Raw genomic sequence first — 25,502 nt, 5'->3', positions numbered from 1 at the left:
ACTGAGCCAGCATAAATGCCTTAATACCCTCCAACATGTAGTGATAAGCAATTCTGGCAAATGGCCAAAATTTATTACCATGTGACCAATATGTGAGCGATTAATAGCGCGAACGTTAAAGCGCACAGCGAAAAATGCTGCCTTTATCCATAAGCTTCGCGAAAAAAGATCGGTTCATATATAAAAAAATACAATGGAAGATGTCACAAAACGATAAACAGGCGGGTAGAAACGGGGATCAGCGCCTTTTTGACGAGTCGGATAGAGTCACGCACCCGCTACGTCCGCTCAACGCGCATACTACCGACCCTCCCTTACTCCGCGATGTTGAACCTTCTGTGAAGAAAAGGCGTACAGCGGGGCCCTGGCTCCCCCGCTGAAATCGGCGAACCGAAGGCCGGAAGACAAGGGCTGGCCGCCAGGGATGGCGGCAAGAGGCGAATCGAGACAGGAGCGAGCCCGGAACGGGCGAGCAGGTCGAGTTGAGCCGACCGCAGGCTGCAGGCCGGGAGGTGAGCGCAGTGCGCAGCACCGATTTCCGTGCGGGACCGCGGGGATTGTTAAGGGGAAGACGGTTATCTTCCCCTTAACCCGGTCACCTGGCGCCGGGGCCGCATGTTCTGCCAGACGTCTGGTGAACGGAACGCCTCCGGGCTGACAAACATCCTCACCGGCTAAAATCATTCAACACACACCATGCCGTTCAGTTAAGCAACCATCGCCTCATATCTTCATCTCGTTCCATTACTTCATACCATCGCTTCATACCCTCCCCCACCCTCCGCGATGCTGAACCTTCTGTGAAGAAAAGGCGTACAGCGGGGCCCTGGCTCCCCGCTGAAATCGGCGAACCGAAGGCCGGAAGACAAGGGCTGGCCGCCAGGGATGGCGGCAAGAGGCGAATCGAGACAGGAGCAAGCCCGGAACGGGCGAGCAGGTCGAGTTGAGCCGACCGCAGGCTGCAGGCCGGGAGGTGAGCGCAGTGCGCAGCACCGATTTCCGTGCGGGACCGCGGGGATTGTTAAGGGAAAGACGGTTATCTTCCCCTTAACCCGGTCACCTGGCGCCGGGGCCGCATGTTCTGCCAGACGTTCGGTGAACGGAACGCCTCCGGGCTGACAAACATCCTCACCGGCCACAAACGCAAAAAGCCCGCTCTAAGAGCGGGCTTTTAAATTTGGTCGGTGATAGAGGATGACTTCGCCACTGCGTGGCTCGCCCTGCGGGCCGTTGCTAAAGCAACGTTCTCTCGCTGCGCTCGAGTCGAACCTCTGCCCCCGGAGGTTCTCATCCTCACTGGCCACAGACGTAAAAAAAGCCCGCTCTAAGAGCGGGCTTTTAAATTTGGTCGGTGATAGAGGATGACTTCGCCACTGCGTGGCTCGCCCTGCGGGCCGTTGCTAAAGCAACGTTCTCTCGCTGCGCTCGAGTCGAACCTCTGCCCCCGGAGGTTCTCATCCTCACTGGCCACAGACGTAAAAAAAGCCCGCTCTAAGAGCGGGCTTTTAAATTTGGTCGGTGATAGAGGATTCGAACCTCCGACCCCTTCGTCCCGAACGAAGTGCGCTACCAGGCTGCGCCAATCACCGAATGCGGGCGCATCTTACTGCTGAGACCCACACCCGTCAATGCCTTAGTACGAAAAAATCACTCAAGCGGCGAGAAACTCACCACTCTCGTTATTCCTGCGCCGCTTTGCTCGCGCCGGGAACGCGGCACCAGTTGTTGTTCTCGTTAATCCCGCCATCCGGCGAGGTATATCCGAGACAGCCCATAATAGTATCGTACAGCTCAACGTGACGACGCGGGACCTTCATCGCCGCCTGCTGCTTGAGTCGGGCAAAGGAGGCCGCGTGGTCAGGCGCTTCCAGATACTTATCCGACATCCACACCATCATCGGCACGCGGAACTGCTCCGGCGGCGCCATCTTGCGCGGCGTCCCGTGCAGGTGCTCGCGCTCGTTGATCGACTCACCGTGATCGGAGGCATAGAAGACAATCGCTTTCTTATCCCGCAGCTGATCCAGCACGCTAACGATAAAGTGATCGACATAGGTCACGCTGTTATCGTAGGAGTTAATCAGCTCTGCTTTCGAACATTTGCTGTCCACGCCGACGCACTCCGGCTTCCACTGGGCGAAGCTGCGCGGATAGCGCTGGGTATAGTTAAAGTGCGAACCCTTGGTATGCAGAATAATCAGGTGCTTACCGCGGGTGTTCTTCAGCATCGAACGCTTCACCTCATCGATAAGCAGCATATCATCGACGCTCTTGCCGCGGTTACGCGGCTCGGCGCCAATCTGCTCACGATAGGCAATGGTGTTCGACATCGTATTGCTGTAGAACCACATCTCGCTCTGCATGGCGTAGAGATCGCCGGTAAAGCCCAGCTGATGCAGGACGGCAAAGACGTTTTGCTCTTTCAGCGTACGCTGGGGGTTATCTTCCGCCCCGCCCTCGCGAACGAACATGCAGCGCAGAGAGAGCTTGGTCGCGGTATCGCAGGAGTAGCCGCGGAAGGCCACGAGGTTTTTCTCCTCGGCCAGCTTCGGCGTGGTGTTGCGGTTATATCCCAGAATCCCCATGTGATCCCAACGGGTCGTCTCACCGATAATAAACACCACGTAAGTGTCATCCAGCCCCTGTGGCGCAACGTAGGTGAATTTCTTCGCCGGGTTAATCAGGGAGCCGTTATCGGAAGATTCATCGACCTGCGCCCAGGCGTACAGCCCCAGCGCGGAGAGCCAGTTCGAGGGCAGATAGGAGTTAGCAATCACCCCGCCGTAGCTCGGCATATCCACTTCTGAGCTCCGCTCAACGTTCTTCTGGCGAACCTCCAGCAGGCGAATCGGCCCCCAGACCATCAGCCCCGCCAGCAGGACAATAGCAATACTCTTCACCCGCTGGCCCGGGGTAAGGATCTGCCGCAGCAGGGTATGGCGGCAGCGGTTATTCCAGATAAGCAGCAGCGGCGGCGCGCTGACCAGCACCAGCCAAAGAATCAAATGCCAGCCGATAACTTCCTGGGAAAGATCGATATCCGTGGTCATCACCGAGGCGATAATACCGTAGCCAATAACCACGTTGAGGAAGGTCATGTAGTAGCTGGCGGCCGCCGAGAACAGCACCACCAGGGTAGCTAATATTCGCCATACCCGCCGTCCCGTCAGCGACAGAAGACGCAGCAGGAAGAAGGTCACCAGCACGGTCGCAACCAGTTCCACAAGCCCGGAAAGTCCTTTCCAGAAGGTAAATTCCTGAGCATAACCGTCGAAACGACGGATAAACACGGCAACGTTCATAAACCAGCCGATGTACAGCGCCAGCCATATACTGAGCGTCTGCTGCGTCATCGTTCTAATATATTTCATGCAAGAAAACCTGGAAAAAGATGAGATAAAACCCCCCTCACTTACGCGATATAAGCAAGCAGGTTAATAGAGTGCGTTAAGGTTAGTTATGAGAAACCTCTACAAAGCGCGGTAAGTAGACCACAGAGGAAGGAAAAAGTATCAGGAGGGAATGTGATCCAACCAAATATTTACAAAATATCTGGTCGGATTGGCATTATTCGCTTAGTGAATTGATGGTCCGCCGCGCCGTCAGGCGTGCGCAGCGCTGTAAACTTCGCTTTTCGGCTGGCGAATGGTCGTGGAAAGCGCCAGAGAAAGAATCAGCAGCGCGAAGATCACGCAGAAGGTGACGTAGAATCCGCCGAACAGCGAGGCGATCAGCGACCCGCAGATGCTGCCGATACCGAAGCCCAGATAAATCACCCCGTAGTTTTTCGCCAGGTTATTCAGGCCAAAGAATTCGCTGACCAGGGACGGGAACACGGTAATTGTACCGCCGAAGTTAAAGGCCACGCAGGCAATCGCGGCAAAGAAGGTCGTGGCGTTCAGCGGGGCGAACAGCAGCGCCGCCATACCGACCAGCGAAACGACCTGACCAATCGTAATCACGCGGATGCGGGAAATTTTATCCGACAGGATCCCCAGCACCAGACGCCCGCTCAGGTTAGCGATAGAAATAATGGTTACCGCATTCGCCGCCGTCGCCACGTCCAGGTGCACCATCCCCTGCGCGATATCCTTCGCCACGCCGATAACGTACAGGCCGCTCATGCAGGCGGTGAGGAACATCACCGCGAGCATCCAGTACTGCGGTTTGCGCATCGATTGCGCCAGCGTAAAGTCGTTCTCCACCACCCCATTGCCGGTGCTGACGGCGTGGTTCGGCGCATCTTTCATCAGCGTTGCGCCAAAGATAATCATCACCAGCACAATCGCGCCCCAGATAATGAAGGTCTTCTCCAGCCCGACGGTGGCCAGCAGATGGCTATCGATAAATTTAAACCCGAGGCTGCCGAGACCGTAGGAGCCGATGGAGAAGGCGGAAATCAGCCCTTTACGTTCGGGGAACCACTTCACGCAGTTGGAGAGCGTCAGCAGATAGCCTGCGCCGTCGGCCAGACCGACCAGCAGGCCGGCGCTCAGCCACAGCATCATCAGGCTGTTGGCGTGGGCGGTGAGGAAAAAGCCGAGTCCAAGCAGCACGCCGGACGCCATCGTCACGCGTTTTACGCCAAAGCGTTCCTGCAGCTTGCCGGCGACCGAGGAGGAGAGCGCCAGGCCAAGGCTCAGCAGGCCAAAGGAGAACGCCACCTGGCTCACCGGCTCATCCAGCTTGGCGGAAAGAGAACTATTGAACAAACTCCATGTATAAACCGATCCCAGCGCGAATTGCGTCACGATCGTGCCGAATAGCGTAAGCCAGCGGGTATATTGCGTATTGGTAGCGTTCATAGCGGATGTCCTGAAATATTAACTGCCGCCACAATAGCGAAGTCCCCTCAGGTGCAGGGGAGAAAAGGCATGAAATGCCGTCAGCGGGGAATGAAATGCATGAATGCCGGAATGAATGACATTGAGAATCGAGCGCGCGTTTGATAACAGGAGATAAGTTAGCACCTACTATCTCACCACGGCGCGCCAGTTCTGTGATCGCTAAGTTAAAGAGTCGGACTAAACGCGCTACATATGGACGACATAATTAACATTACGGCAGCAAAATAGCCGCAGCGTATTCGCCTGACGATCTTATGCCAGCGGCGAGGTCGGCAGCCGCCGCACGGAAATACGCGTTAGAAATTGGCGCTGACCCCCATCAGATACTGATAGTTCGCCCCGGTTGGCAGGTTATCCGCCTGCGAGAGCGCCGCCCACGCCGCAAGGTGCGAATTGAGCGACATATCCGCCCCAAAGGTCACGTCCCGCCAGCCGCCGTCCTGGGTACGGCCAGGCCAGGGCGGCTCTGAGGCGAGCGCCTGGTTGTAGCTCACCTGCGCCCACGGGTGAATCCCCCACCGCTGCTGATAATCCACGCGCCAGCCGAGCGTATTGACGTAGCTACTTTCCGCAGCCCGGCGAACCGGGGGCGGCTGCAGCAGATCGCTGCGCAAGCTTGCTACCGGCCCTGACGTCACGCCGTTGGCTAAGGTAAAGTTCCAGCCCACGCTCATGCCGTGGCCGGTATCCGGCGGCGCCAGCCCCTGGTTGAAGGCCAATCCGGCGGCGTCGCCGGTTGAATTGATGCGCTCGGCCAGAATGTCCTCATAGCGCGGTTGGTGATCGCTATCCCACGTGTAGCGTTCAGGGGTATTACTTTTCGTATCGATAGCGATATATTCCTGTTGCCAGGCGTTCGCCCCACAGACGCACGATACCCATACGGATACGCATGCCGGGAGGAAGTATCCCCACAAGCCATTGCATTTCTTTATTATCATTAAAGCGACTCCATAAAGAGCCAAACCGGAAGTATTGCTGTGTTTTTTATGGGATCTGATACCCCTGTATTTGGGAGTGGTATCCCTGTATTAACTATTATCTTTATCTTTCAGCCGTCAAGGTGAACGCGTAAGTTTTATTGCTAAGGGAGAAGGACATGCAGCGTTGCGGATGGGTTAGCCAGGACCCGCTCTATATCCAGTACCACGATAGCGAATGGGGCGTAGAGCAAAGAGATCCCCACAAGCTGTTCGAAATGATCTGCCTTGAGGGCCAGCAGGCCGGGCTTTCGTGGATTACGGTACTAAAAAAACGTGAAAACTATCGCCGGGCGTTTCATCAGTTCGACCCGGTTCGCGTCGCCGCGATGGATGAGGCCGACGTTGAGCGTCTGCTGCTGGACGCCGGGATTATTCGCCATCGCGGTAAAATTCAGGCCATTATCGGCAACGCGCGGGCCTTCCTTGCGATGGAAGAAAAAGGCGACTCCTTCGCTGATTTCGTCTGGTCCTTTGTCGACAATCATCCGCAGGTATCGCACGCCGCAACGCTGGCGGAAATCCCCACCACGACTCCCGCTTCCGACGCGCTATCGAAAGCGCTGAAAAAACTCGGCTTCAAGTTTGTCGGTTCGACTATCTGCTACTCCTTTATGCAGGCCTGTGGGCTGGTGAACGATCACGTCACGGGCTGTTTCTGTTACCCCGGAGGTCCCGATGATCCGCAAGTGGGAGGCTAAAGAGTTCCGTCCGCTGCTCGCGCTATGGCTGGAAAGCACGACCCAGGCGCATCCGTTTATCAAAGAGACGTACTGGCATGAAAGCGTCGCGGTCGTGCGCGACGTTTACCTTCCCGCCGCCAGCACCTGGGTGTGGGAGGAAGGCGAGGAGATAAAAGGCTTTATCAGCGTTCTGGAGTCACGCTTTGTCGGCGCGCTTTTCGTCGCGCCGGGGGCCGTCCGCCGCGGGATCGGCAGCGCGCTGCTGAACGAGGTCAAGCGGCACTATCCCTGGCTGAGCCTCGAGGTGTACCAAAAAAACGTCCAGGCGGTGAATTTCTACCATGCGCAGGGCTTCCGGATAGAAGACTGCGCATGGCAGGACGATACCCTGCAGCCGACGTGGATTATGCGTTGGCCGGCGGATCAAACGCCGTTAACGTAAGCGCCGGGCCGGCGTATTTTTCCAGCCACGCCAGCGCCGTGTTGCCGGCGCAGCCGTTACCGAGACGCGAGGTTGGAATATCTTTGGTCAACACGTTCACCGCGCCGTTTTTACAGATCCCCGCCTGCGGGTCGATATCGGGCCAGGCCCCCTCGTGCAGGCAGATAACCCCGGGGCGGATCCCTTCCGTCACCACCGCTCCGGCCAGCACCTGACCGCGTGAATTCCATACCCGCACCAGATCGCCGTCGGCAATCTGCCGCGCCTCGGCATCCAGCGGATGGATGGTTAACGGCTCGCGGCCAGCCACCGCGTACTGCTCCCGCAGGGTCGTATGATTCAGCTGGCTGTGCAGACGATGGGCCGGATGGGCGGAAAGCACCTGCAGCTGGCCCGGCTGCGCGCTGCCGTGCCATTCGTCCGGCGCCAGCCACATCGGATGCGGCGGGCAGTCGGGATAGGCAAAACCGGCAATCGTCGGCGAGTGGATCTCAATTTTTCCGCTCGCCGTTTTCAGCGGATTAGCCTGCGGATCGGCGCGGAAAGCGGCAAAGCGGGCGAAACGGGCGTTATCGGGGTTTTCCGGCATCTCAATCAGCTGATTATCCTGCCAGAACTGCTCAAACGGCGGCAGCGTAATCTGCTGGCTCGCCCCGCGCTGAGCCGCAATGCGGTAGAAGCTTTCCAGCCACTGGATGTCGTTTTTCCCTTCGGTAAAACGGGCGCGGCCGCCCTCTTCCCAACGCTCGCTAAGATCGGCAAACACCTCAAAGTCATCCCGGGCCTCGTCGCGCGGCGCAACCACGCGCTTCATCGGCACCAGATGCTGGTTGCTGTAATCGCCGGTCATGGTCATATCGTTGCGCTCAAAGGAGGTCGTTGCCGGCAGGACGATATCGGCATGGCGGGCCGCGGCGGTCCAGAAGCACTCCGAAATGACGATAAGCTCCGGCTTCTGCCAGGCGCGGATCAGCCGGTTGGTATCCTGATGATGGGTAAAATTGGCGCCGCCCGCCCACCAGATAAAGCGAATATCCGGGAAGCATCGATCCATGCCGTTGTGCTGATACGGCGCGCCGGGGTTCTCCAGCGCTTCGACAATGCGCGCCACCGGAATTTTTTCTACCGCCTCAATGCCGTCCGCCACGCAGCCCTGCATCGAGGCCAGCACCGCCGCCCGGCGGGTCGGATTGCCGCCGTTGGCGAAGTGATAGGAGAGGCCAAAGCCGCCGCCGGGGGTGCCAATCTGCCCCAGCATCGCGGCCAGCGTCACCAGCATCCAGTGCTTCTGCTCGCCGAACTGCTGCCGCTGCATGCCCCAGCCGGACATCAGCATGGTGGTATTTTCGTGGAACAGTTGCGCTAGTTCGCGGATTTTATCCGCGCTTACGCCGCAAATTTCCGCCGCCCACTCGGCGGTTTTCGCCACGCCGTCGCTCTCGCCGGTCAGGTAGCGGGCAAAAATCTCATAGCCGCTGGTATAGCGCGCCAGGAACGCATCGTCCTGCCAGCCGTTTTCGACCAGGGTACAGGCGATACCGAGCATCATCGCCACATCCGTTCCCATATGCGGGGCCACCCAGTCGATATCCTCGCCAAAGAAATCAACGGTTTCCGATCGCATAGGATCGATGCAGATCACCCGCTTGCCGCTCCTGCGCAACCGATCGAACCAGGTCACTCCCTGCTCGTCGGAGGCGTTCCAGGCAATTTTTAGCGTATTCAGCGGATTAGCGCTCCACAGCACCACCACCTCGCTATGTTCCAGCACCATCGGCCAGCTGGTTTGCTGCTGATAGACCTCGTTTCCGCCCACCACATACGGCATGATTGCCTGCGCCGCGCCGGTAGAATAATCCCCGAGGTGGCCGGTATAGCCGCCGGCCAGGCTCATATAGCGCTGCAGCAGCGTCGCCGCTTTATGCAGTACGCCGTTTGAACGCCAGCCATAGGAGCCGGCAAAAATGGACGTCGGGCCGTAGCTTTCCCGGATCCGCCGATGCTGAGCATGAATAAGATCCAGCGCCTGCTCCCAGCTCACCCGGACGAACTCATCCTGCCCGCGTACGCCCTGCGGGCTATCCGGCGAGGCGAGAAAACCTTTACGCACCATCGGGTAGCGCACCCGGGTCTTGCTATGCACCTGGTCCCGCACGGCGGTTTGCAGAGAGTTGGCAAAGGGGGTTTCCAGCGCGCCGCGGGAAGAGAGGACGTTTTCACCATCGGTTTCAACCAGCATCGGTCCCCAATGGGCCGCGGTGAGGATGGTTTCAGTTGCAGATGAGGTTGGCAAAGCGGGCTCCTGGTCAGCGAATGCAGGTGTGGTGACGGCCTGTTATTCGGCCGTTCAATTGTTACGTACAAACAGGGACGTTATCCGGGGAATTTTCTCCACATCCGGGCGCCATAATCAACCGTCGCGCGCCTGGTGACAAAGAATAAAATGGATTAAGGAAATAATCGTCGCGTGAAAATTCGCCTTATCCCGCTGCGCGAAGAGGCGCCTGGCGGGCAAAATGCTTGATATAGCGGATTTTCGCGCTAAGGTGTTCTCCAGATTTCAGCAAAGGAAGCCATCATGGCGAAAGCGGCGCGAGCAACCATTAGCGATGTGGCAAAAGCCGCAAAAACCGGTAAAACCAGCATTTCACGCTACCTCAACGGCGAAAAGCATCTGCTTTCCGATGACCTGCTGGCGCGCATTGAAAAGGCGATTGCCGAACTTAACTATCGCCCCAGCCTGATGGCCCGCGGCCTTAAGCACGGCCGTACCCGGCTGATTGGCCTGATCATCGCCGATATTACCAATCCCTACTCGGTTAACGTGCTGAGCGGCATCGAGGCCGCCTGCCGCGAGAAAGGCTTCACCCTGCTGGTGTGTAATACCAACAACGAGCTGGATCAGGAGCTGCACTATCTCGACCTGCTGCGCAGCTATCAGGTTGAGGGGATTGTGGTCAACGCCGTCGGCATGCGCGAAGAGGGGCTCAATCGCCTGCAGCAGTCGGCGCTGCCGATGGTGCTGATCGACCGAAAAATTCCCGATTTTGCCTGCGACGTGGTCGGGCTGGATAACGCCCAGGCCGCTACCACCGCCACCGAACATCTGGTGGAGAAAGGCTTCGAGGCGCTGCTGTTTCTGAGCGAGCCGCTAGGCTCCGTCAACACGCGACGGGAGCGGCTGAGCGCCTTCCGCGCCACCGTCCAGCGCCACGCCGGGATCGTCGCGGAAAATGCCGAAGTTCCGCTCAACGACGGCGCGATGCTGGACGCCGCGCTGCGCCAGTTTCACTTCGGCCATCGCGGAATGCGCAAAGCGGTTATCTCCGCCAACGGCGCCCTGACGCTGCAGGTCGCGCGCGCGCTTAAGCGAGTTGATCTGATTTGGGGGAGCGACATCGGCCTGCTCGGGTTTGACGAGCTGGAATGGGCGGAGCTCGCCGGCGTCGGGATCACCACCCTCAAGCAGCCGACGTGGCAAATCGGCTACGCCGCCGTTGAACAGGTGATACGCCGCATCGAAGGCAGCCATGAGCCAATCTGCGAGCGGGTATTTTCCGGGGAGCTGATCGTCCGCGGATCGACCTCCCGTTAATTATCCTTCGTGATGACGATCATAAATTAGACATCCTCCCCTTTTCTTTGGAACCGGTACCATCTAGCGTAATAGAGAGATTCGCTACAGAACCACCGGGAGTTTGTCAGATGGCCAGAAAAATCATTGTCGTGACCGCCGCTTATGGCAACGATCGCGTTAGAGAGCTTGGCGGGCAGTCCGCCGTACTGCCGTTCATTGCCGGTTCCGGCGCCGACGGCGTGGAGATTCGCCGCGAGCTATTCAGCCCCGGCGAGCTGAGCCGCCTGCCCGCGCTCGCCGCGGAGATAGAGAGCCACGGCCTGCTGGTCTGCTACTCCGCGCCGGAAGCCCTGTTTGCCGCCGACGGCTCGCTTAATCCGCACCTCGCGGCGCTGCTGCAGGAAGCGCAAACCCTCAACGCCCTATGGTTAAAACTCTCCCTCGGCCACTTCATCCATAACAACCAGCTGGAGACCCTGCGCCGCACGCTGCAGGAGAGCGGCATGGCGCTGGTGGTGGAAAACGATCAGACCGATTGCGGCCAGCTGGCGCCGATGCAGCGCTTTAAGGCCGCCTGTCGGGTCAATAGCCTGCCGGTGACGCTGACCTTTGATATGGGCAACTGGCTGTGGGTCGGTGACTCGCCGGAAGAGGCAGCGCGCCATCTTGCGCCCGCCGTCAGCTATATTCACGTGAAGGCGGCCCAGCCGCATCGCGAGCAGTACCGCGCCGTTCCTCCCGATGAGGCCGCTCCGCGCTGGATGGCGCTGCTGGATAACCTGCCTGCCGACGCCCCACGCGGCATCGAGTTTCCGCTGATCGGCCATGACCTGACGGCCGTCACCCGCCGCTATGTCAACCTGTTACGCGAGGATTAAGCCATGGAAAACAGCCTGGATGTCATCACCATCGGCGAAGCGATGGCCATGTTTGTCGCGACCCAAACCGGGGACCTCGCGGAAGTTGAACATTTTATCAAACGCGTCGCCGGCGCCGAGCTGAACGTCGCCACCGGACTGGCGCGCCTGGGGCTGAAGGTTGGCTGGGTCAGCCGCGTCGGCGAGGATAGCTTCGGCCGTTTTGTCCTTAACTCGCTGGCAAAAGAGGGAATCGACGCCCGCGGCGTGACCACGGACCCGCGCTACGCCACCGGCTTCCAGATGAAATCTAAAGTTGAAAATGGAACCGATCCCATCGTGGAGTATTTCCGCAAAGGATCGGCCGCCAGCCACCTGTCGCCGGATGATTTCCACGCCGATTACTTTACCAGCGCCCGCCATCTGCACCTGAGCGGCGTCGCCGCCGCGCTATCGGAGAGCTCATACGCGCTGCTGGATCGCGCCGCCGGCGCGATGAAGGCCGCGGGAAAAACGATCTCTTTCGACCCCAACCTGCGGCCGGTGCTGTGGAAAAGCGAAGGCGAGATGGTGGAAAAGCTCAACCATCTCGCTTTCCAGGCCGACTGGGTTTTACCCGGCCTGAAGGAGGGAACCATCCTGACGGGCCAGCAAACGCCGGAGGCTATCGCCGACTTCTATCTCAACCGCGGCGTGCGCGCCGTGATTATCAAAACCGGCTCCGATGGCGCCTGGTATAAAACGGCCGCGGGCGAGCAGGGTGCCGTCGCGGCGATAAAGGTCGATAACGTCGTCGATACCGTCGGCGCGGGCGATGGCTTTGCCGTCGGGGTGATTAGCGCCCTGCTGGAAGGCAAAGCGCTGGAACAGGCGGTACGACGCGGGAACAAAATCGGCTCGCTGGCGATTCAGGTTCAGGGCGATAGCGAAGGATTACCGACGCGCGAAGCGCTGGGCGAATAACGTTTAATGCAACGATCGTAGCCACTCTGTACCCTACATACAGCGCGGCATAAGACACCTTTCTATCGGTGAGTGTTACCTCACATACAGAGGCAAGCCTATGAACAGCTTAACCAATGCAACAAAACGCTGGTGGTACATCATGCCTATCGTGTTTATCACGTATAGCCTGGCGTATCTCGACCGTGCCAACTTTAGCTTCGCCTCCGCGGCGGGCATTACCGAAGATTTGGGGATCACTAAAGGTATCTCGTCGCTGCTGGGCGCCCTTTTCTTCCTCGGCTACTTCTTCTTCCAGATCCCTGGGGCAATCTATGCTGAACGCCGCAGCGTGCGAAAACTTATTTTTATCTGCCTGATCCTGTGGGGCGCCTGCGCCTCGCTGACCGGTATGGTGCACAATATTCCGGCGCTGGCCGCTATCCGCTTTATTCTCGGCGTCGTCGAAGCCGCGGTGATGCCCGCGATGCTGATTTACATCAGCAACTGGTTTACTAAGTCCGAACGCTCGCGCGCCAATACCTTTTTAATCCTCGGTAATCCGGTCACGGTGCTGTGGATGTCGGTGGTTTCCGGCTATCTGATTCAGTCCTTTGGCTGGCGCGAGATGTTCATCATTGAAGGCGTTCCGGCGGTGATCTGGGCCTTCTGCTGGTGGGTGCTGGTAAAAGATAAGCCGTCGCAGGTGAGCTGGCTGTCGGAGAGCGAAAAAGCCGCGCTGCAGGAGCAGCTGGAGCGCGAGCAGCAGGGCATCAAGGCCGTACGTAACTATGGCGAAGCCTTCCGCTCGCGTAACGTCATTCTGCTGTGCATGCAGTATTTTGCCTGGAGCATCGGGGTATACGGCTTCGTGCTGTGGCTGCCGTCCATTATCCGCAGCGGCGGCGAAAATATGGGCATGGTCGAGGTTGGCTGGCTCTCCGCGGTGCCTTACCTGGCGGCAACGATTGCGATGATCGTCGTCTCCTGGGCCTCGGACAAACTGCAGAACCGCAAGCTGTTCGTCTGGCCGCTGCTGCTGATTGGCGGGCTGGCCTTTATCGGCTCCTGGGCCGTCGGCGCGAACCACTTCTGGACCTCTTATACCCTGCTGGTGATTGCCGGCGCAGCGATGTACGCTCCCTATGGCCCCTTCTTCGCCATCATCCCGGAGATGCTGCCGCGCAACGTCGCCGGCGGCGCGATGGCGCTGATTAACAGCATGGGCGCGCTGGGCTCCTTCTTTGGCTCGTGGTTCGTGGGCTACCTGAACGGTTCGACCGGCAGCCCGGCGGCCTCGTACATTTTTATGGGAGTGGCGCTTTTCGTCGCGGTATGGCTTACTTTAATTGTTAAGCCTGCTAATAATCAAAAACTCCCGCTTGGCGCTCGTCACGCCTGACATCCTAATACTACGGAGATCCGCATGAAGCCGTCCGTTATTCTCTATAAAACGCTTCCCGACGACCTGCAGCAACGTCTGGAAAAACACTTTACCGTCACCCGGGTGAAAAACCTGAGTGCCGAAACCGTCGCGCAGCACGCCGAGGCGTTTGCCCAGGCTGAGGGCCTGCTGGGCTCCAGCGAAAAAGTTGATACCGCGTTACTGGAGAAAATGCCCAATCTTCGTGCGGCCTCAACGGTCTCCGTGGGCTACGACAACTTCGACGTTGCGGCGCTGAACGCGCGCAGGGTCCTGCTGATGCATACGCCCACCGTGCTGACCGAAACCGTTGCCGATACGGTGATGGCGCTGGTCCTCAGCGCCTCGCGCCGGGTGGTGGAAGTCGCCAACCGCGTGAAGGCGGGTGAATGGACCAAAAGCATCGGCCCGGACTGGTTCGGCAGCGATGTGCACCACAAAACGCTAGGTATCGTGGGAATGGGGCGCATCGGCATGGCGCTGGCCCAACGCGCGCACGCCGGCTTCGGGATGCCGATTCTCTATAACGCGCGCAGCCAGCATCCGCAGGCGGAAGAGCGCTTCAACGCCCGCTACTGCGATCTCGATACGCTGCTTGAGGAAGTCGATTTTGTCTGCCTGATCCTGCCGCTGACCGCCGAGACTCATCATCTTTTCAATGCGGAGAAGTTCGCCAAAATGAAGCCCTCCGCCATCTTTATTAACGCCGGGCGCGGCCCGGTCGTCGATGAGAAAGCGTTGATTGCCGCGCTGCAGAATGGCGAAATCCATGCCGCCGGCCTCGACGTGTTCGAGCAGGAGCCGCTGGCGCAGGACTCCCCGCTGCTCAGCATGCCGAACGTTGTCGCGCTGCCGCATATTGGTTCCGCCACGCATGAAACACGCTACAACATGGCGGCCTGTGCGGTGGATAATTTGATTGATGCGCTGCAGGGCAACGTCGATAAGAACTGCGTGAATCCGCAGGTAAAATAGGCAGGAATGGGGCATTCTCGCCCGGCTGAGCGCTGCGTCAGCCGGGAAGAAACCCGGGGGACGGCGCGATAAACGCCTTCCCCGGGCCTGGGCTACGGCTAGCGCGTAGCGTTAACGGCAGCAGTCCACGCCTGATTGAACGCCTGGTGCTGAGCCGCCAGCGGGCCAATCAATGCGTTGTACTGGCTGGCCTGCTGCGAGGTCGGGAACTGAATCCCGTTCGCCGCGAAGCTCACCTGCGTATTCTGCTGAGCAACAAAATCACCCACCTGCACCAGCTGCTGGGTAAAGACCTGTGCCGCAGGGATCAACGGCTGCAGAGCATTTGCCGGCGCGGTAACCACTTTGTTGTAAACCTGGTCAAAGACCGGCTTCAGATCGTCACCCTGCTTCAGCGCGCTGTGCGCGCCGTCGGCCTGCATTTTGGCATTTTCCAGCTGCTGGCTCAGCACGCCCAGCGCGCCGTTTGCCTGACGCAGCGGCTCACGCTGGGTGATATAGTCCTGCGGGACGCGGATCGCGTTCACGCTATCTACCACCGGGCGCAGACCCGCGTCCATCGCCTGACTTACCTGCTGCGAATAGCCGTAAATCACCGCATAATCGGACACAAAAGGACCGAACTGTTTTTTCTGATCGGCGGTCAGCGTCGGCAAACGTTCGCCGCTTCGCATCGCCGTATTTTGCAGGAAGTCGATGAACGCTTTGCGCTGATCGCCTTCTTTATCAAAACACCCACTCAGGCTAACCACCATTAATAAGGCCGCAACAGCCGCAAACCAGCGAGAGCAGGACTTTCCTGTCGCCATTTTTTTACTCCTTTCAGCCAAAAAAAGCGCAAACAGACACACGTGCCAGACGCTGACAAGGATAGTCCAGGTCGGCCTCGCAGGATACACTTTCCTGACAATCTTGCGCAGGAAATAGCCCGCTGGCGGCGTTTATCGCCGTTGCGATGCGAGGCGGCGGGGAGCCGCTGGCCTCGCTTTTACACTATCGTTTACAAATATTTTCCAAAGCCTCGCGTCTGATGATTAATCATCGGCTTATCTCCAGCTCCCGCCGGGCTGTCCGGCCGCAAAAGAAAGTCTGCTGGCATATAATCACCTCCGTAATCGTTGTTCACGCTTTTTTCTGACTATTCTTAAGAGGACTCAGCAAACCCTACCCTTTACTGTGCAACAGAAAGGAGTCCTCAATGGAATATAAAGATCCAATATTCGAATTGCTTAGCAGCCTGGAACAAATTGTTTTTAAAGATATTCCCCGCACGACCGCCTCAACGCCCAAGCCAACCGCGTTCAGCGAATTCGACCGGCTGCGTAAAGGGACCGGGCTGAAAATTGACGATTTCGCCGATGCCATGGGCGTCAGCGTAGCGATGGTGCAGGAGTGGGAATCAAGACGCGTCAAGCCCTCTTCTACCGAGCTCAAGTTAATGCGTCTGATCCAGGCTAATTCGAAGCTTTCAAGGCAAGTTCTCGAGTAAAGTTCTATAATCTTATTGGACACTGATTACGGTCCTGCTTCAGGACCGTTTTAATTCCTATGAAAAAAACGTTTGCTATCGCATCTCAAAAATGAGTTAATGCTCGCAGGTTTGATGTACAGACCACAGAGCATTAGTATAGAGTAGTCCTTGAGCGGTTATCCTAGATACCCCGGTAGTGAACTTTCCCTTTATAGCTTCAAATCTGTAGTCCAGACCGTATCGCCGAAAGGTTCATTTATTATTTAAAGGTATTTCGCTATGTCCGGTAAAATGACTGGTATCGTAAAATGGTTCAACGCTGATAAAGGCTTCGGCTTCATTACTCCTGATGACGGTTCTAAAGACGTGTTCGTACACTTCTCCGCTATCATGAACGATGGCTACAAATCTCTGGATGAAGGTCAGAAAGTTTCCTTCACCATCGAAAGCGGCGCTAAAGGCCCGGCAGCTGGCAACGTTACCAGCCTGTAAGCTTAAATAAGCTCAGAATTTAAGATCCCTGCCTGACGGCGGGGATTTTTTTTATCTGAACGTCAGAAAACCGCCACGTCGCACGGCGGTTTTTTGGCTTTTAGCTCGCCTCAAAATGCCAGCCGCCGTCCCGCCACGCTAAAACGTGGGTGAGCTTCAGCCCCTGCAGAAAAGCCTCATCATGCGACACAACCAGCATCGCGCCGGGAAACCCGGCCAGCGCCGCTTCAATAGCCTGAGCAGAGGCTAAATCAAGATGGTTAGTCGGCTCATCGAGCAGCAGAAGCTGGGCGGCGTCCCGCCGCCACAGTACGCAGGCCAGCGCCGCTTTCAGTCGTTCTCCCCCGCTCAGCATCGCCAGCGGTAGATTGATTTTATCCGCTCCCAGCTGCAGCTGCGCAAGCCGGCTGCGCAGCACGCCCTCCTCCAGCGGCGTATCGTCAAGATTAAGTTGCCTTAAAACCGATAGCGACAGGTCCAGCTGCGTCAGGTGCTGATCCAGCCAGGCCGCATGAACCGACAGCCGGCACTCTCCGCCAGCGGGCTGCTCGAGACCGACCAGCGTTTTCAGTAACGTGGTTTTTCCACAGCCGTTAGGCCCGCGCAGCGCAACGCGCATCGGCCCATCAAGACGCCAGCTAAGCGGCGCCGCCGCCGAGTGCGCCAGCCGTAAGGCCTCCAGCGCCAGAACCTGTTTACCGGCGGCGATCTGACTCCCCGGTAGAGTGAACATCACCGACGCCTCATCTTCTACCCGCTCGTACGCCTGGGCGACGGCGGCGTTAAGCGCGCTGTTTTGTTCCCAATGCTGCCGCTGGAGCGTCCCGGGGCGCTCCTTCGCCGCGCCTTTGTACTTCACGCGTTCAAACGAGGCAATATTCAGCGTATCAACAATCCGCAGCGTCTGCGCAGACCGCCGCTGGCTGGCATCATGCTCTTTTTGCATCCGCGCCCTGGTGCGACGGCGTTCGGTCGCGGCATGCTCCAGCGCCGATCGCGCGGCCTGCTGCTCGGCATCACGCTGCTGCCGGTAGTCGGCGTAGCTCCCGCCGTAACTTCGCAGCGCCGTCGGCGTAAGCTCAAGGATACGCGGCATTTGCGCCAGCAGCTCACGATCGTGACTGGCGATAATTCCCCCGCCGCGCCGGCGCTCAAGCTGCCGGTACAGCCATTCGCGGCCCTGCCGGTCGAGATGGTTGGTCGGCTCATCCAGCAGCAAATAGTCTGAGCCTGAGAGAAAGGCCCCGCAGAGCAGGGCCTTCACCCGCTCGCCGCCGCTCAGCGACGATGCGGGTCGTTCGGGAGAGAACTCGGGCAGGCCGGCATCCGCGAACGCCGCGCTCAGGCGCTCGCGCAGATCCCAGAAACCCTCCAGGCGCTCGACGTCGTCAGCGAAACCTTCTCCGCGCTCAAGCCGCCGTAGGGCGGAGAATATGGGCTCATAGCCCAGCAGGTCGGCCAGCGTGGTATCGGAAGCAATGGCCGGATGTTGGGCAACGTAGGCCAGCGAGGTAAAGCGTTCAATATGTCCGCCGGAAGGAGAATCAGCGCCCGCCAGCAGCCGAAGCAGGCGAGTTTTGCCAACGCCATTACGGCCGACCAGGCCGCAGAACGACGTCTCCAGCGATAGATTTAGCGGGCCAAACAGCGTGTCTCCCGTCGCAAACTGACAGGTGAGCTGATGCAAAATAAAAGCGGGGGATTGGGCACAATGGGCCATAAGCACTCCTGAATGAAATCGATACTTCCCCTGCCGCACGTGGCGCTGGCAAGGAGTGAATTCAGCAGGCGTGGTTATCCATTTTCAGTGTGCTCTCAGTAAGACGAGGGATTCGTCGGGACACAGAATAGCCACACCGACAGCCACATTTCAAGACTATTTTTTCCGCGCCCGCGCCGCTACGGGGCAAAAACAGCCGCGCCGATGGACAAATTGCCGGGCGCATTTACCGTCGGTCATAACGATTAGCGCCGTGATTTATCGATCAAATTTTATTCTATTTTTTTGAATAAGATGCGCAAATTGTTCCGATTTTAATCACCAGTAGATCGGCCTATTATTTATCACATCAGGGCAAAACGCCCTATTACAGATAAACAACCTCAGGAATACGACCATGAAATCCATCAAAACTTTAGTTGTAGTTACCGCGCTTTCCATGATGTCCTTCGGCGCATTCGCTCAGAGCATCAGCACCACCGCCTCCACCCTGGATCGCGCAGAAGCCAAAATTGCCGCCCAGGCCGCTGAGCAAGGTGCGTCCTACAAAATTACCAGCGCCCAGTTCAACAACCGCGTTCATATGACCGCCGAGCTGACCAAATAAATCGCATTGATAGCTCTCGTAGAGAGTGCCGGCCGCCGGAACCCGCTGCACAGGCGACAACAACAGCACGATGAAAAGGAATAAAAGATGAAAAATATCAGCGTGATGACCGCCCTGTTTCTGGCAGCCTCACTGTCAACCGGCGTCATGGCGGCAGAACGTCATGCCGTAGCGCCGGAAGCGGGCTCAAACATCGATACGTCGGGGCATCAAAACCGCATTAACGTCAGCCATGCTTTCGACAAAGAGAGCCTGACGGCAGGCAACCTGGAGTAATTAAAGGCCAGCCTGCGGGCAACGAGATTGCTCCATGAGCGTCTTCGCGCCATAAAAAAACCTGCCGGAAGGCAGGTTTTTTTGTTGCCAAAAGGCGCTTACTGCAGCAGAGAAATATCCGCTACCTGCAGGAAGAGCTCGCGCAGTTTGGACAGCAGCGTCAGGCGGTTGATACGCACGTCCCGATCTTCGGCGTTAACCATCACGTTCTCAAAGAACTCATCCACCGGTTCACGCAGGGAGGCGAGCTCGATCAGCGCTTCCTGGTAGTGGCCTTCGGCGAAGAACGGCTGCAGCTTATCGCGCAGCACGACCAGATGGGTCGCCAACTTGATCTCTGCGGCCTCTTTCAGCACCGAGGCGTGAACGGTATCGTTTAGCGTCTCTTCAGATTTTGCGAGGATGTTGGAGACACGCTTGTTGGCTGCCGCCAGCGCCGAGGACTCTTCCAGCGTGCGGAAGTGCGAAACCGCCTTCATGCGCGCATCGAAATCAGCCGGGCGGGTTGGGCGACGCGCCAGTACCGCCTGAATGGTATCAACGCCGTAGCCTTCGTCCTGGTACCAGGCGCGGAAGCGGCCGAGCATAAAGTCGATGACGTCATCCACAACCCTGGCGTTGGTCAGCTTATCGCCGTACAGATGTACCGCTTCTTCGGTCAGCGTTTGCAGATCCAGATTCAGGTTCTTCTCAACGATGATGCGCAGCACGCCCAGCGCGGCGCGGCGCAGCGCGAACGGGTCTTTGTCCCCTTTCGGGTGCTGACCAATGCCGAAGATACCGGCAAGCGTATCCATCTTATCGGCAATCGCCACCGCGCAGGCAACCGGGTTGGACGGCAAATCGTCGCCGGCAAAACGCGGCTGGTACTGCTCGTTCAGCGCCACGGCCACGTCTTCCGCTTCGCCATCATGACGCGCGTAGTGCATGCCCATCACGCCCTGGGTATCGGTGAACTCGAAGACCATATTGGTCATCAGGTCGCACTTCGACAGCAGGCCCGCGCGGGTCGCATGGTTAACGTCCGCGCCGATCTGCTCGGCAATCCAGCCGGCAAGAGCCTGAATGCGGTCGGTTTTATCGCGCAGGGTGCCCAGCTGCTGCTGGAACAGGACGGTCTGCAGGCGCGGCAGGTTATCTTCCAGGCGCTTTTTACGGTCGGTATTGAAGAAGAACTCGGCATCCGCCAGGCGCGGGCGCACCACCTTCTCGTTACCGGAAATAATCTGGATCGGATCTTTGGATTCGATGTTCGATACGAAGATGAAGTTCGGCAGCAGCTTGCCGTCGTTGCCGTAAACCGGGAAGTATTTCTGGTCGCCCTTCATGGTATAGACCAGCGCTTCCGCAGGCACCGCGAGGAATTTCTCTTCGAACTTCGCGGTCAACACCACCGGCCACTCCACCAGCGAGGTCACTTCTTCCAGCAGGCTTTCGCTCAGGTCGGCGTTACCGCCGATTTTGCGAGCGGCTTCTTCAGCGCCCTGTTTGATAACGGCTTTGCGCTGCTCGTAGTCGGCGATGACCTTGCCGCGCTCCAGCAGGATTTGCGGGTACTGCTCGGCGCTATCGATGGTGAATTCCGGCTCGCCCATAAAGCGATGGCCGCGAATGACGCGATCTGAGTCGATGCCGAGAATGGTCGCCGGAACAACTTTGTCGCCAAGCAGCAGGGTCACGGTGTGAACCGGACGCACGAACTGCACGTCGGACGCGCCCCAGCGCATCAGTTTAGGGATCGGCAGTTTGGACAGCGACGTCGCGACCATGTTCGGCAGCAGCGCTTCCGCGCTTTCGCCCTTCACATGGGCGCGATACAGCAGCCATTCGCCTTTATCGGTCGCCAGACGTTCGGCCTGCTCGACGGTGATACCGCAGCCGCGCGCCCAGCCTTCAGCCGCTTTGCTCGGTTTACCTTCGGCGTCAAACGCCGCAGAAACCGCCGGGCCGCGCTTTTCGATTTCGCGATCCAGCTGGGAAGCGGCCAGGCCGGCCACCTTCAGCGCCAGGCGGCGCGGGGCGGCAAACCATTCAACGGCGCCGTGGGCGAGGCCGGCGCTATCCAGCTCGGCGGTAAAGTTCGCAGCAAAAGACTCAGCCAGGCTGCGCAGGGCTTTTGGTGGCAGCTCTTCGGTGCCGATCTCCACCAGGAAAGTTTTCTCAGACATGGCCGCCTCTTATTTGTTTTTGTTGCACATCGGGAAGCCAAGGGCCTCACGGGAAGCGTAGTAAGCTTCCGCCACCGCTTTCGTCAGGGTGCGGATGCGCAGAATATAGCGCTGACGCTCGGTGACGGAGATGGCCTTACGCGCATCCAGCAGGTTGAAGCTGTGGGCGGCCTTCAGAATACGTTCGTAGGCGGGCAGCGGCAGCGGATTTTCCAGCGCCAGCAGCTGCTGGGCTTCTTTCTCATACTGCTCAAAGCAGGAGAACAGGAAGTCCACGTCGGCGTATTCAAAGTTGTAGGTTGATTGCTCGACTTCGTTCTGATGGAACACGTCGCCGTAGGTGGTTTTACCCAGCGGGCCGTCGCTCCAGACCAGGTCGTAAACGCTGTCTACGCCCTGAATGTACATCGCCAGACGCTCCAGGCCGTAGGTGATCTCACCGGTAACCGGCTTACACTCCAGACCGCCCACCTGCTGGAAGTAGGTGAACTGCGTCACTTCCATACCGTTCAGCCACACTTCCCAGCCCAGACCCCAGGCGCCCAGAGTTGGGTTTTCCCAGTTGTCTTCCACGAAGCGGATATCATGAATAGTCGGGTCCATACCCAGCTCTTTCAGAGACCCGAGGTACAGCTCCTGGATGTTGTCCGGCGATGGCTTAATGACCACCTGGAACTGATAGTAGTGCTGCAGGCGGTTCGGGTTTTCGCCGTAGCGACCGTCGGTCGGACGACGCGAAGGCTGCACATAGGCGGTCGCCATCGGCTCTGGCCCCAGCGCGCGCAGGCAGGTCATTGGATGGGAGGTGCCGGCGCCAACTTCCATGTCCAGTGGTTGAACAATGGTGCAGCCCTGACGAGCCCAGTAATCCTGTAAGGTCAGGATCAGGCCCTGGAAGGTCCTGGTATCAAACTTTTGCATATTATTTCGTGCTGGATACGTGTGGATTTAAAGGAAGGGATCAGTATACCCGCTGGCTGCGAGATATACAGTACGAAACGGCGTTGTTTAAGCAAAATGGGGGAAATTAGCGCCATCATGCGGCGCCTGCGGGGCATTTAGCGCATCGAAAGATGTAAAAACTGGCCGTCCGGATCGAAAGAACAGATAAAGCGCTCATTCTGCTCGGTATGGCCAGACAGCTCATAGCTTCCCTGGAACTGTTCAAAATGGCTGACGTCAACCAACCTCGCCCCGGTGCTGTAGCGCCTTGCCGCCTTATCCTTACACAGCTGCTCCATATTCAGGGTAATTTGCGGCGTAATCCGCGCTCTTTGCGCTTTTTGCTGCGGCTGGGGCGGCGTCTGGCTGCAGCCGGCAAGCGCAAGCAGCAGCAGTCCAGAAAAGAAATATTTCATCACCATTATCCTCAACCGCCCTGTTAGCAAATTGTTATTTTGCAGATTACGTGAAATCACCGGAACATTGTGCGAATCTCTCCACATCTCTACAAGCAGGCGGCGGAAAACTCAGAATATTCCATTGCGACACCGCCGTATCAGGGAAGTCAGACCCTGTTTAAGCAGGAACCACTGAGGTACTGATGCAGGAAAAAATAAACTGGATTACGAGCCTGCGGGGCATCGCATGCATGATGGTGGTGATGATCCACAGCACAACCTGGTACATCACCCATCCCCACGCCATCAGCCTGGTGGAATGGGATATGGCCAACCTGCTCAACTCCGCCTCTCGCGTCAGCGTCCCGCTCTTCTTCATGATGTCAGGGTATCTGTTTTTCGGCGAACGCAGCGCCCGGCCGCGGCACTTTCTGCGCATCGTGCTGTGCGTGCTGTTTTACAGCGCCCTGTCGCTGCTCTACATCTCCCTGTTTACCCATATCAACGTCGAACTTTCGCTAAGAAACCTGCTGCAAAAGCCGGTGTTCTATCATCTGTGGTTTTTCTTCGCGATTATCGTCATCTACCTGCTCTCGCCGCTCATTCAGGTTAAGCAGACCAGCGGCAAGATGCTGCTGGCGCTGATGCTGGTCATCGGCATTCTCGCCAACCCCAATATGGTGAGCGTAAAAGCGGGCGGTATCGAATGGCTGCCGCTCAATCTCTATATTAGCGGCGACGCCTTTTATTACGTGCTGTACGGCGTGCTTGGCCGGGCGATTGGCATGATGGAGACGGATAAAAAATGGCTGACTCTGCTATGCGCCGCGCTGTTTGCCAGCGCCGTCTGGGTGATATCACGCGGTACGCTGCACGAGCTCAAGTGGCGCGGCGACTTCGGCGATACCTGGTATTTATACTGCGGTCCGGCGGTGTTTGTTTGCGCGGTATCCCTGCTGACGCTGGCGAAAAATACCCTCAACGGACGTCAATTCCCCGGCCTGGCGCTTATCGCCCGCCACTCTCTGGGGATCTACGGTTTCCACGCGCTGATTATCCACGCGCTGCGGGCCAGCGGCCTGGAGCTCACCCGCTGGCCGCTGCTGGATATTCTGTGGATTTTTAGCGCCGCGCTGCTGGGCAGCCTGCTGCTGTCGGCGCTGGTGCAGCGCATCGACACGCGCCGGCTGGTGAGCTAGCGCAGCGCTAAAATCCGCTTTCGCCGCTACGACATCAGCGGCAGGAGCTGCTGATAAATCTGGCGGAACGTTTCGCGACGCGGGGCATAGCGCGCAAAGCGTTCACCGTTAGGAAGGTGAGCCTGCTCCAGCGGCAGCTGGGGCAGCAGGGCTGAATACGACTCGCCTTGATGTAGCGCCAGCTGCGCCAGCCGCGCGGCGCCTAGCGCCGGCCCGACGTCGCCGCCGGTGCGGTAATCCAGCTGCTGTCCGCTGATGTCGGCCAGCATCTGCCGCCACCACGGGCTGCGTGCGCCGCCGCCAATCAGGGTAATGCTCTCGGGCTTAATGCCGCAGGCGTGAACCACGTCCATCCCGTCCGCCAGCGCATATCCCACGCCCTCCAGCACCGCGCGCGCCAGCTCCGCCGGACCATGCTGATGGGTCAGGCCGAAAAAGACGCCTTTTGCCTGCGGATTGTTATGCGGCGTCCGTTCGCCGGAAAGATACGGCAGAAACCACACCGGGCCCGCGCTCTCTTGCGCCGATTCGGCCGCGCCGATCAGCGCCGGAACCGTACCGAGGCCGGTCAGCTTCGCCGCCCAGTCGAGGCAGGACGCTGCGCTGAGCATAACCGACATCAAATGCCAGCGCCCGGGAAGCGCGTGGCAGAAACTGTGCACCGCGCTTTCGGGCTTGCTGAGAAAACCGTCGCTGACGGCAAAATAAACGCCGGAGGTGCCCAGAGATAGCATCGCCTGTCCCGCGTCCGCCATCCCCACGCCGACGGCCCCGGCGGCATTATCGCCGCCGCCGGCCACCACCAGCGCCTGGGGCATATTCCACGCCGCGGCGATAGCCGGGCGCAGCGCTCCCGTCACTTCGCTGCCTTCAAATAGCGCGGGCATGTTATCGCGGCTCAGGCCGCAGGCGGCGAGCATCTCGTCGCTCCAATCGCGTTTTGCCACGTCCATCCACATCGTCCCGGCGGCGTCAGACATATCGCTGGCGAACTCGCCGGTCATGCGTAAACGGAGATAATCTTTCGGCAGCAGGACCTTATCAACCTGGCTAAACACCTCCGGCTCGTGCCGCGCAACCCACAGCAGCTTCGGTGCCGTAAAGCCGGGCATCATCAGGTTGCCGGTGATCTGCCGCGACCGCCCCACCCGCTCTTCCAGCAGGACGCACTCGTCGCCGCAGCGCCCGTCGTTCCATAAAATGGCCGGACGCAGCACCCGCTGCTGCTTATCCAGCAGCGTGGCGCCATGCATCTGCCCGGCGATGCCGATAGCCTTCACGTCGCGCAGGGAGCGCTGCTCCCCCAGCGCTTTGATCGCGCCATCCGTCGCCTGCCACCAGCGCTCGGGATCTTGTTCGGACCACAGGGGGTGCGGGCGCGATACGCTGAGCTTTTCAGTATGCGAAGCCAGTACCTCACCCTGCTCATTGAGCAAAATGGCCTTCACGCCCGAGGTACCTAAATCAATCCCGATGTACATACAGACTCTCCTTAACGGCGCG

22 protein-coding genes, 1 tRNA gene and 2 other RNA genes are annotated in these 25,502 nt (G+C 58.5%); 12 read left to right on the top strand and 13 right to left on the bottom strand.

Translation table 11 applies throughout. From position 1 onward, the window contains the following. Positions 1 to 1,178: 1,178 nt before the first annotated feature. The 6 genes from AC1M2H_RS01210 to AC1M2H_RS01185 all read right to left on the bottom strand — a co-directional run bounded on the left by AC1M2H_RS01210 (position 1,179) and on the right by AC1M2H_RS01185 (position 5,788). Positions 1,179 to 1,312: non-coding RNA, RtT sRNA (locus AC1M2H_RS01210), on the bottom strand. A 33-nt stretch (positions 1,313 to 1,345) separates the two neighbouring features. Further along, positions 1,346 to 1,479: non-coding RNA, RtT sRNA (locus AC1M2H_RS01205), on the bottom strand. 33 nt (positions 1,480 to 1,512) lie between these two features. Continuing rightward, a tRNA-Pro gene (locus AC1M2H_RS01200) sits at positions 1,513 to 1,589 on the bottom strand. 90 nt (positions 1,590 to 1,679) lie between these two features. After that, entirely contained in the window at positions 1,680 to 3,371 is a 1,692-nt protein-coding gene (gene eptB / locus AC1M2H_RS01195) for a kdo(2)-lipid A phosphoethanolamine 7''-transferase (protein WP_480149997.1), read from the bottom strand. A 231-nt stretch (positions 3,372 to 3,602) separates the two neighbouring features. Continuing rightward, positions 3,603 to 4,805: an L-lactate MFS transporter gene (locus AC1M2H_RS01190; RefSeq protein WP_480149996.1), complete on the bottom strand. Its 1,203-nt coding sequence runs from the start codon at positions 4,803 to 4,805 to the stop codon at positions 3,603 to 3,605. Between the two features lie 338 nt (positions 4,806 to 5,143). Then, positions 5,144 to 5,788: an autotransporter outer membrane beta-barrel domain-containing protein gene (locus AC1M2H_RS01185; RefSeq protein ID WP_480149995.1), complete on the bottom strand. Its 645-nt coding sequence runs from the start codon at positions 5,786 to 5,788 to the stop codon at positions 5,144 to 5,146. Positions 5,789 to 5,946: 158 nt separating this feature from the next. On the opposite strand from AC1M2H_RS01185, the gene tag reads away from it, so the two are divergent. Then, positions 5,947 to 6,528, top strand: coding sequence for a DNA-3-methyladenine glycosylase I (gene tag / locus AC1M2H_RS01180; protein ID WP_480149994.1), 582 nt, complete (start codon positions 5,947 to 5,949; stop codon positions 6,526 to 6,528). Beyond that, positions 6,506 to 6,952, top strand: a complete 447-nt coding sequence (locus AC1M2H_RS01175) for an N-acetyltransferase (protein WP_480149993.1) — start codon at positions 6,506 to 6,508, stop codon at positions 6,950 to 6,952. The genes tag and AC1M2H_RS01175 overlap by 23 nt, the downstream gene beginning before the upstream one ends. Here the strand turns inward: AC1M2H_RS01175 and AC1M2H_RS01170 are convergent. After that, the gene (locus tag AC1M2H_RS01170; protein ID WP_480149992.1) at positions 6,915 to 9,245 is read right to left on the bottom strand and encodes a molybdopterin guanine dinucleotide-containing S/N-oxide reductase; all 2,331 of its coding nucleotides are present in this window, start codon (positions 9,243 to 9,245) and stop codon (positions 6,915 to 6,917) included. The two genes, AC1M2H_RS01175 and AC1M2H_RS01170, sit on opposite strands and share 38 nt — an antisense overlap. A gap of 285 nt (positions 9,246 to 9,530) precedes the next feature. On the opposite strand from AC1M2H_RS01170, the gene AC1M2H_RS01165 reads away from it, so the two are divergent. From AC1M2H_RS01165 to ghrB, 5 genes are all read left to right on the top strand, one after another. Continuing rightward, complete coding sequence (locus AC1M2H_RS01165) at positions 9,531 to 10,547, top strand: LacI family DNA-binding transcriptional regulator (protein ID WP_480149991.1); 1,017 nt, start codon at positions 9,531 to 9,533, stop codon at positions 10,545 to 10,547. Between the two features lie 110 nt (positions 10,548 to 10,657). Beyond that, positions 10,658 to 11,407: a sugar phosphate isomerase/epimerase family protein gene (locus AC1M2H_RS01160; protein ID WP_480149990.1), complete on the top strand. Its 750-nt coding sequence runs from the start codon at positions 10,658 to 10,660 to the stop codon at positions 11,405 to 11,407. 3 nt (positions 11,408 to 11,410) lie between these two features. After that, on the top strand, positions 11,411 to 12,349 hold the full coding sequence (locus AC1M2H_RS01155) for a sugar kinase (RefSeq protein WP_480149989.1): 939 nt from the start codon (positions 11,411 to 11,413) through the stop codon (positions 12,347 to 12,349). Positions 12,350 to 12,449: 100 nt separating this feature from the next. After that, a complete protein-coding gene (locus AC1M2H_RS01150) occupies positions 12,450 to 13,730 on the top strand; it encodes an MFS transporter (protein ID WP_480149988.1) in 1,281 nt (426 codons plus the stop codon). Between the two features lie 24 nt (positions 13,731 to 13,754). After that, positions 13,755 to 14,726, top strand: a complete 972-nt coding sequence (gene ghrB, locus AC1M2H_RS01145; protein ID WP_480149987.1) for a glyoxylate/hydroxypyruvate reductase GhrB — start codon at positions 13,755 to 13,757, stop codon at positions 14,724 to 14,726. Positions 14,727 to 14,824: 98 nt separating this feature from the next. Here the strand turns inward: ghrB and AC1M2H_RS01140 are convergent, their stop codons facing one another. Beyond that, positions 14,825 to 15,535, bottom strand: coding sequence for a DUF3053 domain-containing protein (locus AC1M2H_RS01140; protein ID WP_480149986.1), 711 nt, complete (start codon positions 15,533 to 15,535; stop codon positions 14,825 to 14,827). Positions 15,536 to 15,924: 389 nt separating this feature from the next. Between AC1M2H_RS01140 and AC1M2H_RS01135 the strand changes: the two genes are divergently transcribed. Together AC1M2H_RS01135 and cspE are read left to right on the top strand one after the other, a co-directional pair. Next, entirely contained in the window at positions 15,925 to 16,215 is a 291-nt protein-coding gene (locus tag AC1M2H_RS01135; RefSeq protein WP_480149985.1) for an HTH-type transcriptional regulator, read from the top strand. Positions 16,216 to 16,476: 261 nt separating this feature from the next. Further along, complete coding sequence (gene cspE / locus AC1M2H_RS01130; protein WP_004868803.1) at positions 16,477 to 16,689, top strand: transcription antiterminator/RNA stability regulator CspE; 213 nt, start codon at positions 16,477 to 16,479, stop codon at positions 16,687 to 16,689. A 100-nt stretch (positions 16,690 to 16,789) separates the two neighbouring features. Here the strand turns inward: cspE and AC1M2H_RS01125 are convergent, their stop codons facing one another. After that, positions 16,790 to 18,409 (bottom strand): ABC-F family ATP-binding cassette domain-containing protein, encoded by a 1,620-nt coding sequence (locus tag AC1M2H_RS01125; RefSeq protein ID WP_480149984.1) that lies wholly within the window; start codon positions 18,407 to 18,409, stop codon positions 16,790 to 16,792. A 397-nt stretch (positions 18,410 to 18,806) separates the two neighbouring features. Here AC1M2H_RS01125 and AC1M2H_RS01120 point away from each other — a divergent pair, with 397 nt between their 5' ends. Both AC1M2H_RS01120 and AC1M2H_RS01115 read left to right on the top strand, forming a co-directional pair. Further along, positions 18,807 to 19,016, top strand: coding sequence for a YdgH/BhsA/McbA-like domain containing protein (locus AC1M2H_RS01120; protein WP_426813807.1), 210 nt, complete (start codon positions 18,807 to 18,809; stop codon positions 19,014 to 19,016). A gap of 87 nt (positions 19,017 to 19,103) precedes the next feature. Further along, on the top strand, positions 19,104 to 19,292 hold the full coding sequence (locus AC1M2H_RS01115) for a hypothetical protein (RefSeq protein WP_480149983.1): 189 nt from the start codon (positions 19,104 to 19,106) through the stop codon (positions 19,290 to 19,292). A 98-nt stretch (positions 19,293 to 19,390) separates the two neighbouring features. Here AC1M2H_RS01115 and glyS read toward each other — a convergent pair whose 3' ends face one another. The 3 genes from glyS to AC1M2H_RS01100 all read right to left on the bottom strand — a co-directional run bounded on the left by glyS (position 19,391) and on the right by AC1M2H_RS01100 (position 22,824). After that, the gene (gene glyS / locus AC1M2H_RS01110) at positions 19,391 to 21,460 is read right to left on the bottom strand and encodes a glycine--tRNA ligase subunit beta (RefSeq protein ID WP_480149982.1); all 2,070 of its coding nucleotides are present in this window, start codon (positions 21,458 to 21,460) and stop codon (positions 19,391 to 19,393) included. 9 nt (positions 21,461 to 21,469) lie between these two features. Beyond that, positions 21,470 to 22,381 (bottom strand): glycine--tRNA ligase subunit alpha, encoded by a 912-nt coding sequence (gene glyQ / locus AC1M2H_RS01105; protein ID WP_004126458.1) that lies wholly within the window; start codon positions 22,379 to 22,381, stop codon positions 21,470 to 21,472. A gap of 137 nt (positions 22,382 to 22,518) precedes the next feature. Beyond that, positions 22,519 to 22,824: a YsaB family lipoprotein gene (locus AC1M2H_RS01100; RefSeq protein ID WP_480149981.1), complete on the bottom strand. Its 306-nt coding sequence runs from the start codon at positions 22,822 to 22,824 to the stop codon at positions 22,519 to 22,521. Between the two features lie 179 nt (positions 22,825 to 23,003). Here AC1M2H_RS01100 and AC1M2H_RS01095 point away from each other — a divergent pair, with 179 nt between their 5' ends. Then, positions 23,004 to 23,999, top strand: coding sequence for an acyltransferase (locus AC1M2H_RS01095; RefSeq protein ID WP_480149980.1), 996 nt, complete (start codon positions 23,004 to 23,006; stop codon positions 23,997 to 23,999). Between the two features lie 26 nt (positions 24,000 to 24,025). Here the strand turns inward: AC1M2H_RS01095 and xylB are convergent, their stop codons facing one another. Continuing rightward, the gene (gene xylB / locus AC1M2H_RS01090) at positions 24,026 to 25,480 is read right to left on the bottom strand and encodes a xylulokinase (protein ID WP_480149979.1); all 1,455 of its coding nucleotides are present in this window, start codon (positions 25,478 to 25,480) and stop codon (positions 24,026 to 24,028) included. Between the last annotated feature and the right edge of the window lie 22 nt (positions 25,481 to 25,502).

The sequence above is a fragment of the Klebsiella sp. F11 genome (assembly GCF_056712265.1).
This window is presented reverse-complemented; position numbering and strand designations above follow the sequence as displayed.

Excerpts from the sequence above, each read along its gene's own strand:
- eptB (WP_480149997.1), bottom strand. The coding sequence starts at position 3,371 with ATGAAATATATTAGAACGATGACGCAGCAGACGCTCAGTATATGGCTG.
- AC1M2H_RS01190 (WP_480149996.1), bottom strand. The coding sequence starts at position 4,805 with ATGAACGCTACCAATACGCAATATACCCGCTGGCTTACGCTATTCGGC.
- AC1M2H_RS01185 (WP_480149995.1), bottom strand. The coding sequence starts at position 5,788 with ATGATAATAAAGAAATGCAATGGCTTGTGGGGATACTTCCTCCCGGCA.
- tag (WP_480149994.1), top strand. The coding sequence starts at position 5,947 with ATGCAGCGTTGCGGATGGGTTAGCCAGGACCCGCTCTATATCCAGTAC.
- AC1M2H_RS01175 (WP_480149993.1), top strand. The coding sequence starts at position 6,506 with ATGATCCGCAAGTGGGAGGCTAAAGAGTTCCGTCCGCTGCTCGCGCTA.
- AC1M2H_RS01165 (WP_480149991.1), top strand. The coding sequence starts at position 9,531 with ATGGCGAAAGCGGCGCGAGCAACCATTAGCGATGTGGCAAAAGCCGCA.
- AC1M2H_RS01160 (WP_480149990.1), top strand. The coding sequence starts at position 10,658 with ATGGCCAGAAAAATCATTGTCGTGACCGCCGCTTATGGCAACGATCGC.
- AC1M2H_RS01155 (WP_480149989.1), top strand. The coding sequence starts at position 11,411 with ATGGAAAACAGCCTGGATGTCATCACCATCGGCGAAGCGATGGCCATG.
- AC1M2H_RS01150 (WP_480149988.1), top strand. The coding sequence starts at position 12,450 with ATGAACAGCTTAACCAATGCAACAAAACGCTGGTGGTACATCATGCCT.
- ghrB (WP_480149987.1), top strand. The coding sequence starts at position 13,755 with ATGAAGCCGTCCGTTATTCTCTATAAAACGCTTCCCGACGACCTGCAG.
- AC1M2H_RS01140 (WP_480149986.1), bottom strand. The coding sequence starts at position 15,535 with ATGGCGACAGGAAAGTCCTGCTCTCGCTGGTTTGCGGCTGTTGCGGCC.
- AC1M2H_RS01135 (WP_480149985.1), top strand. The coding sequence starts at position 15,925 with ATGGAATATAAAGATCCAATATTCGAATTGCTTAGCAGCCTGGAACAA.
- cspE (WP_004868803.1), top strand. The coding sequence starts at position 16,477 with ATGTCCGGTAAAATGACTGGTATCGTAAAATGGTTCAACGCTGATAAA.
- AC1M2H_RS01125 (WP_480149984.1), bottom strand. The coding sequence starts at position 18,409 with ATGGCCCATTGTGCCCAATCCCCCGCTTTTATTTTGCATCAGCTCACC.
- AC1M2H_RS01120 (WP_426813807.1), top strand. The coding sequence starts at position 18,807 with ATGAAATCCATCAAAACTTTAGTTGTAGTTACCGCGCTTTCCATGATG.
- AC1M2H_RS01115 (WP_480149983.1), top strand. The coding sequence starts at position 19,104 with ATGAAAAATATCAGCGTGATGACCGCCCTGTTTCTGGCAGCCTCACTG.
- glyS (WP_480149982.1), bottom strand. The coding sequence starts at position 21,460 with ATGTCTGAGAAAACTTTCCTGGTGGAGATCGGCACCGAAGAGCTGCCA.
- glyQ (WP_004126458.1), bottom strand. The coding sequence starts at position 22,381 with ATGCAAAAGTTTGATACCAGGACCTTCCAGGGCCTGATCCTGACCTTA.
- AC1M2H_RS01100 (WP_480149981.1), bottom strand. The coding sequence starts at position 22,824 with ATGGTGATGAAATATTTCTTTTCTGGACTGCTGCTGCTTGCGCTTGCC.
- AC1M2H_RS01095 (WP_480149980.1), top strand. The coding sequence starts at position 23,004 with ATGCAGGAAAAAATAAACTGGATTACGAGCCTGCGGGGCATCGCATGC.
- xylB (WP_480149979.1), bottom strand. The coding sequence starts at position 25,480 with ATGTACATCGGGATTGATTTAGGTACCTCGGGCGTGAAGGCCATTTTG.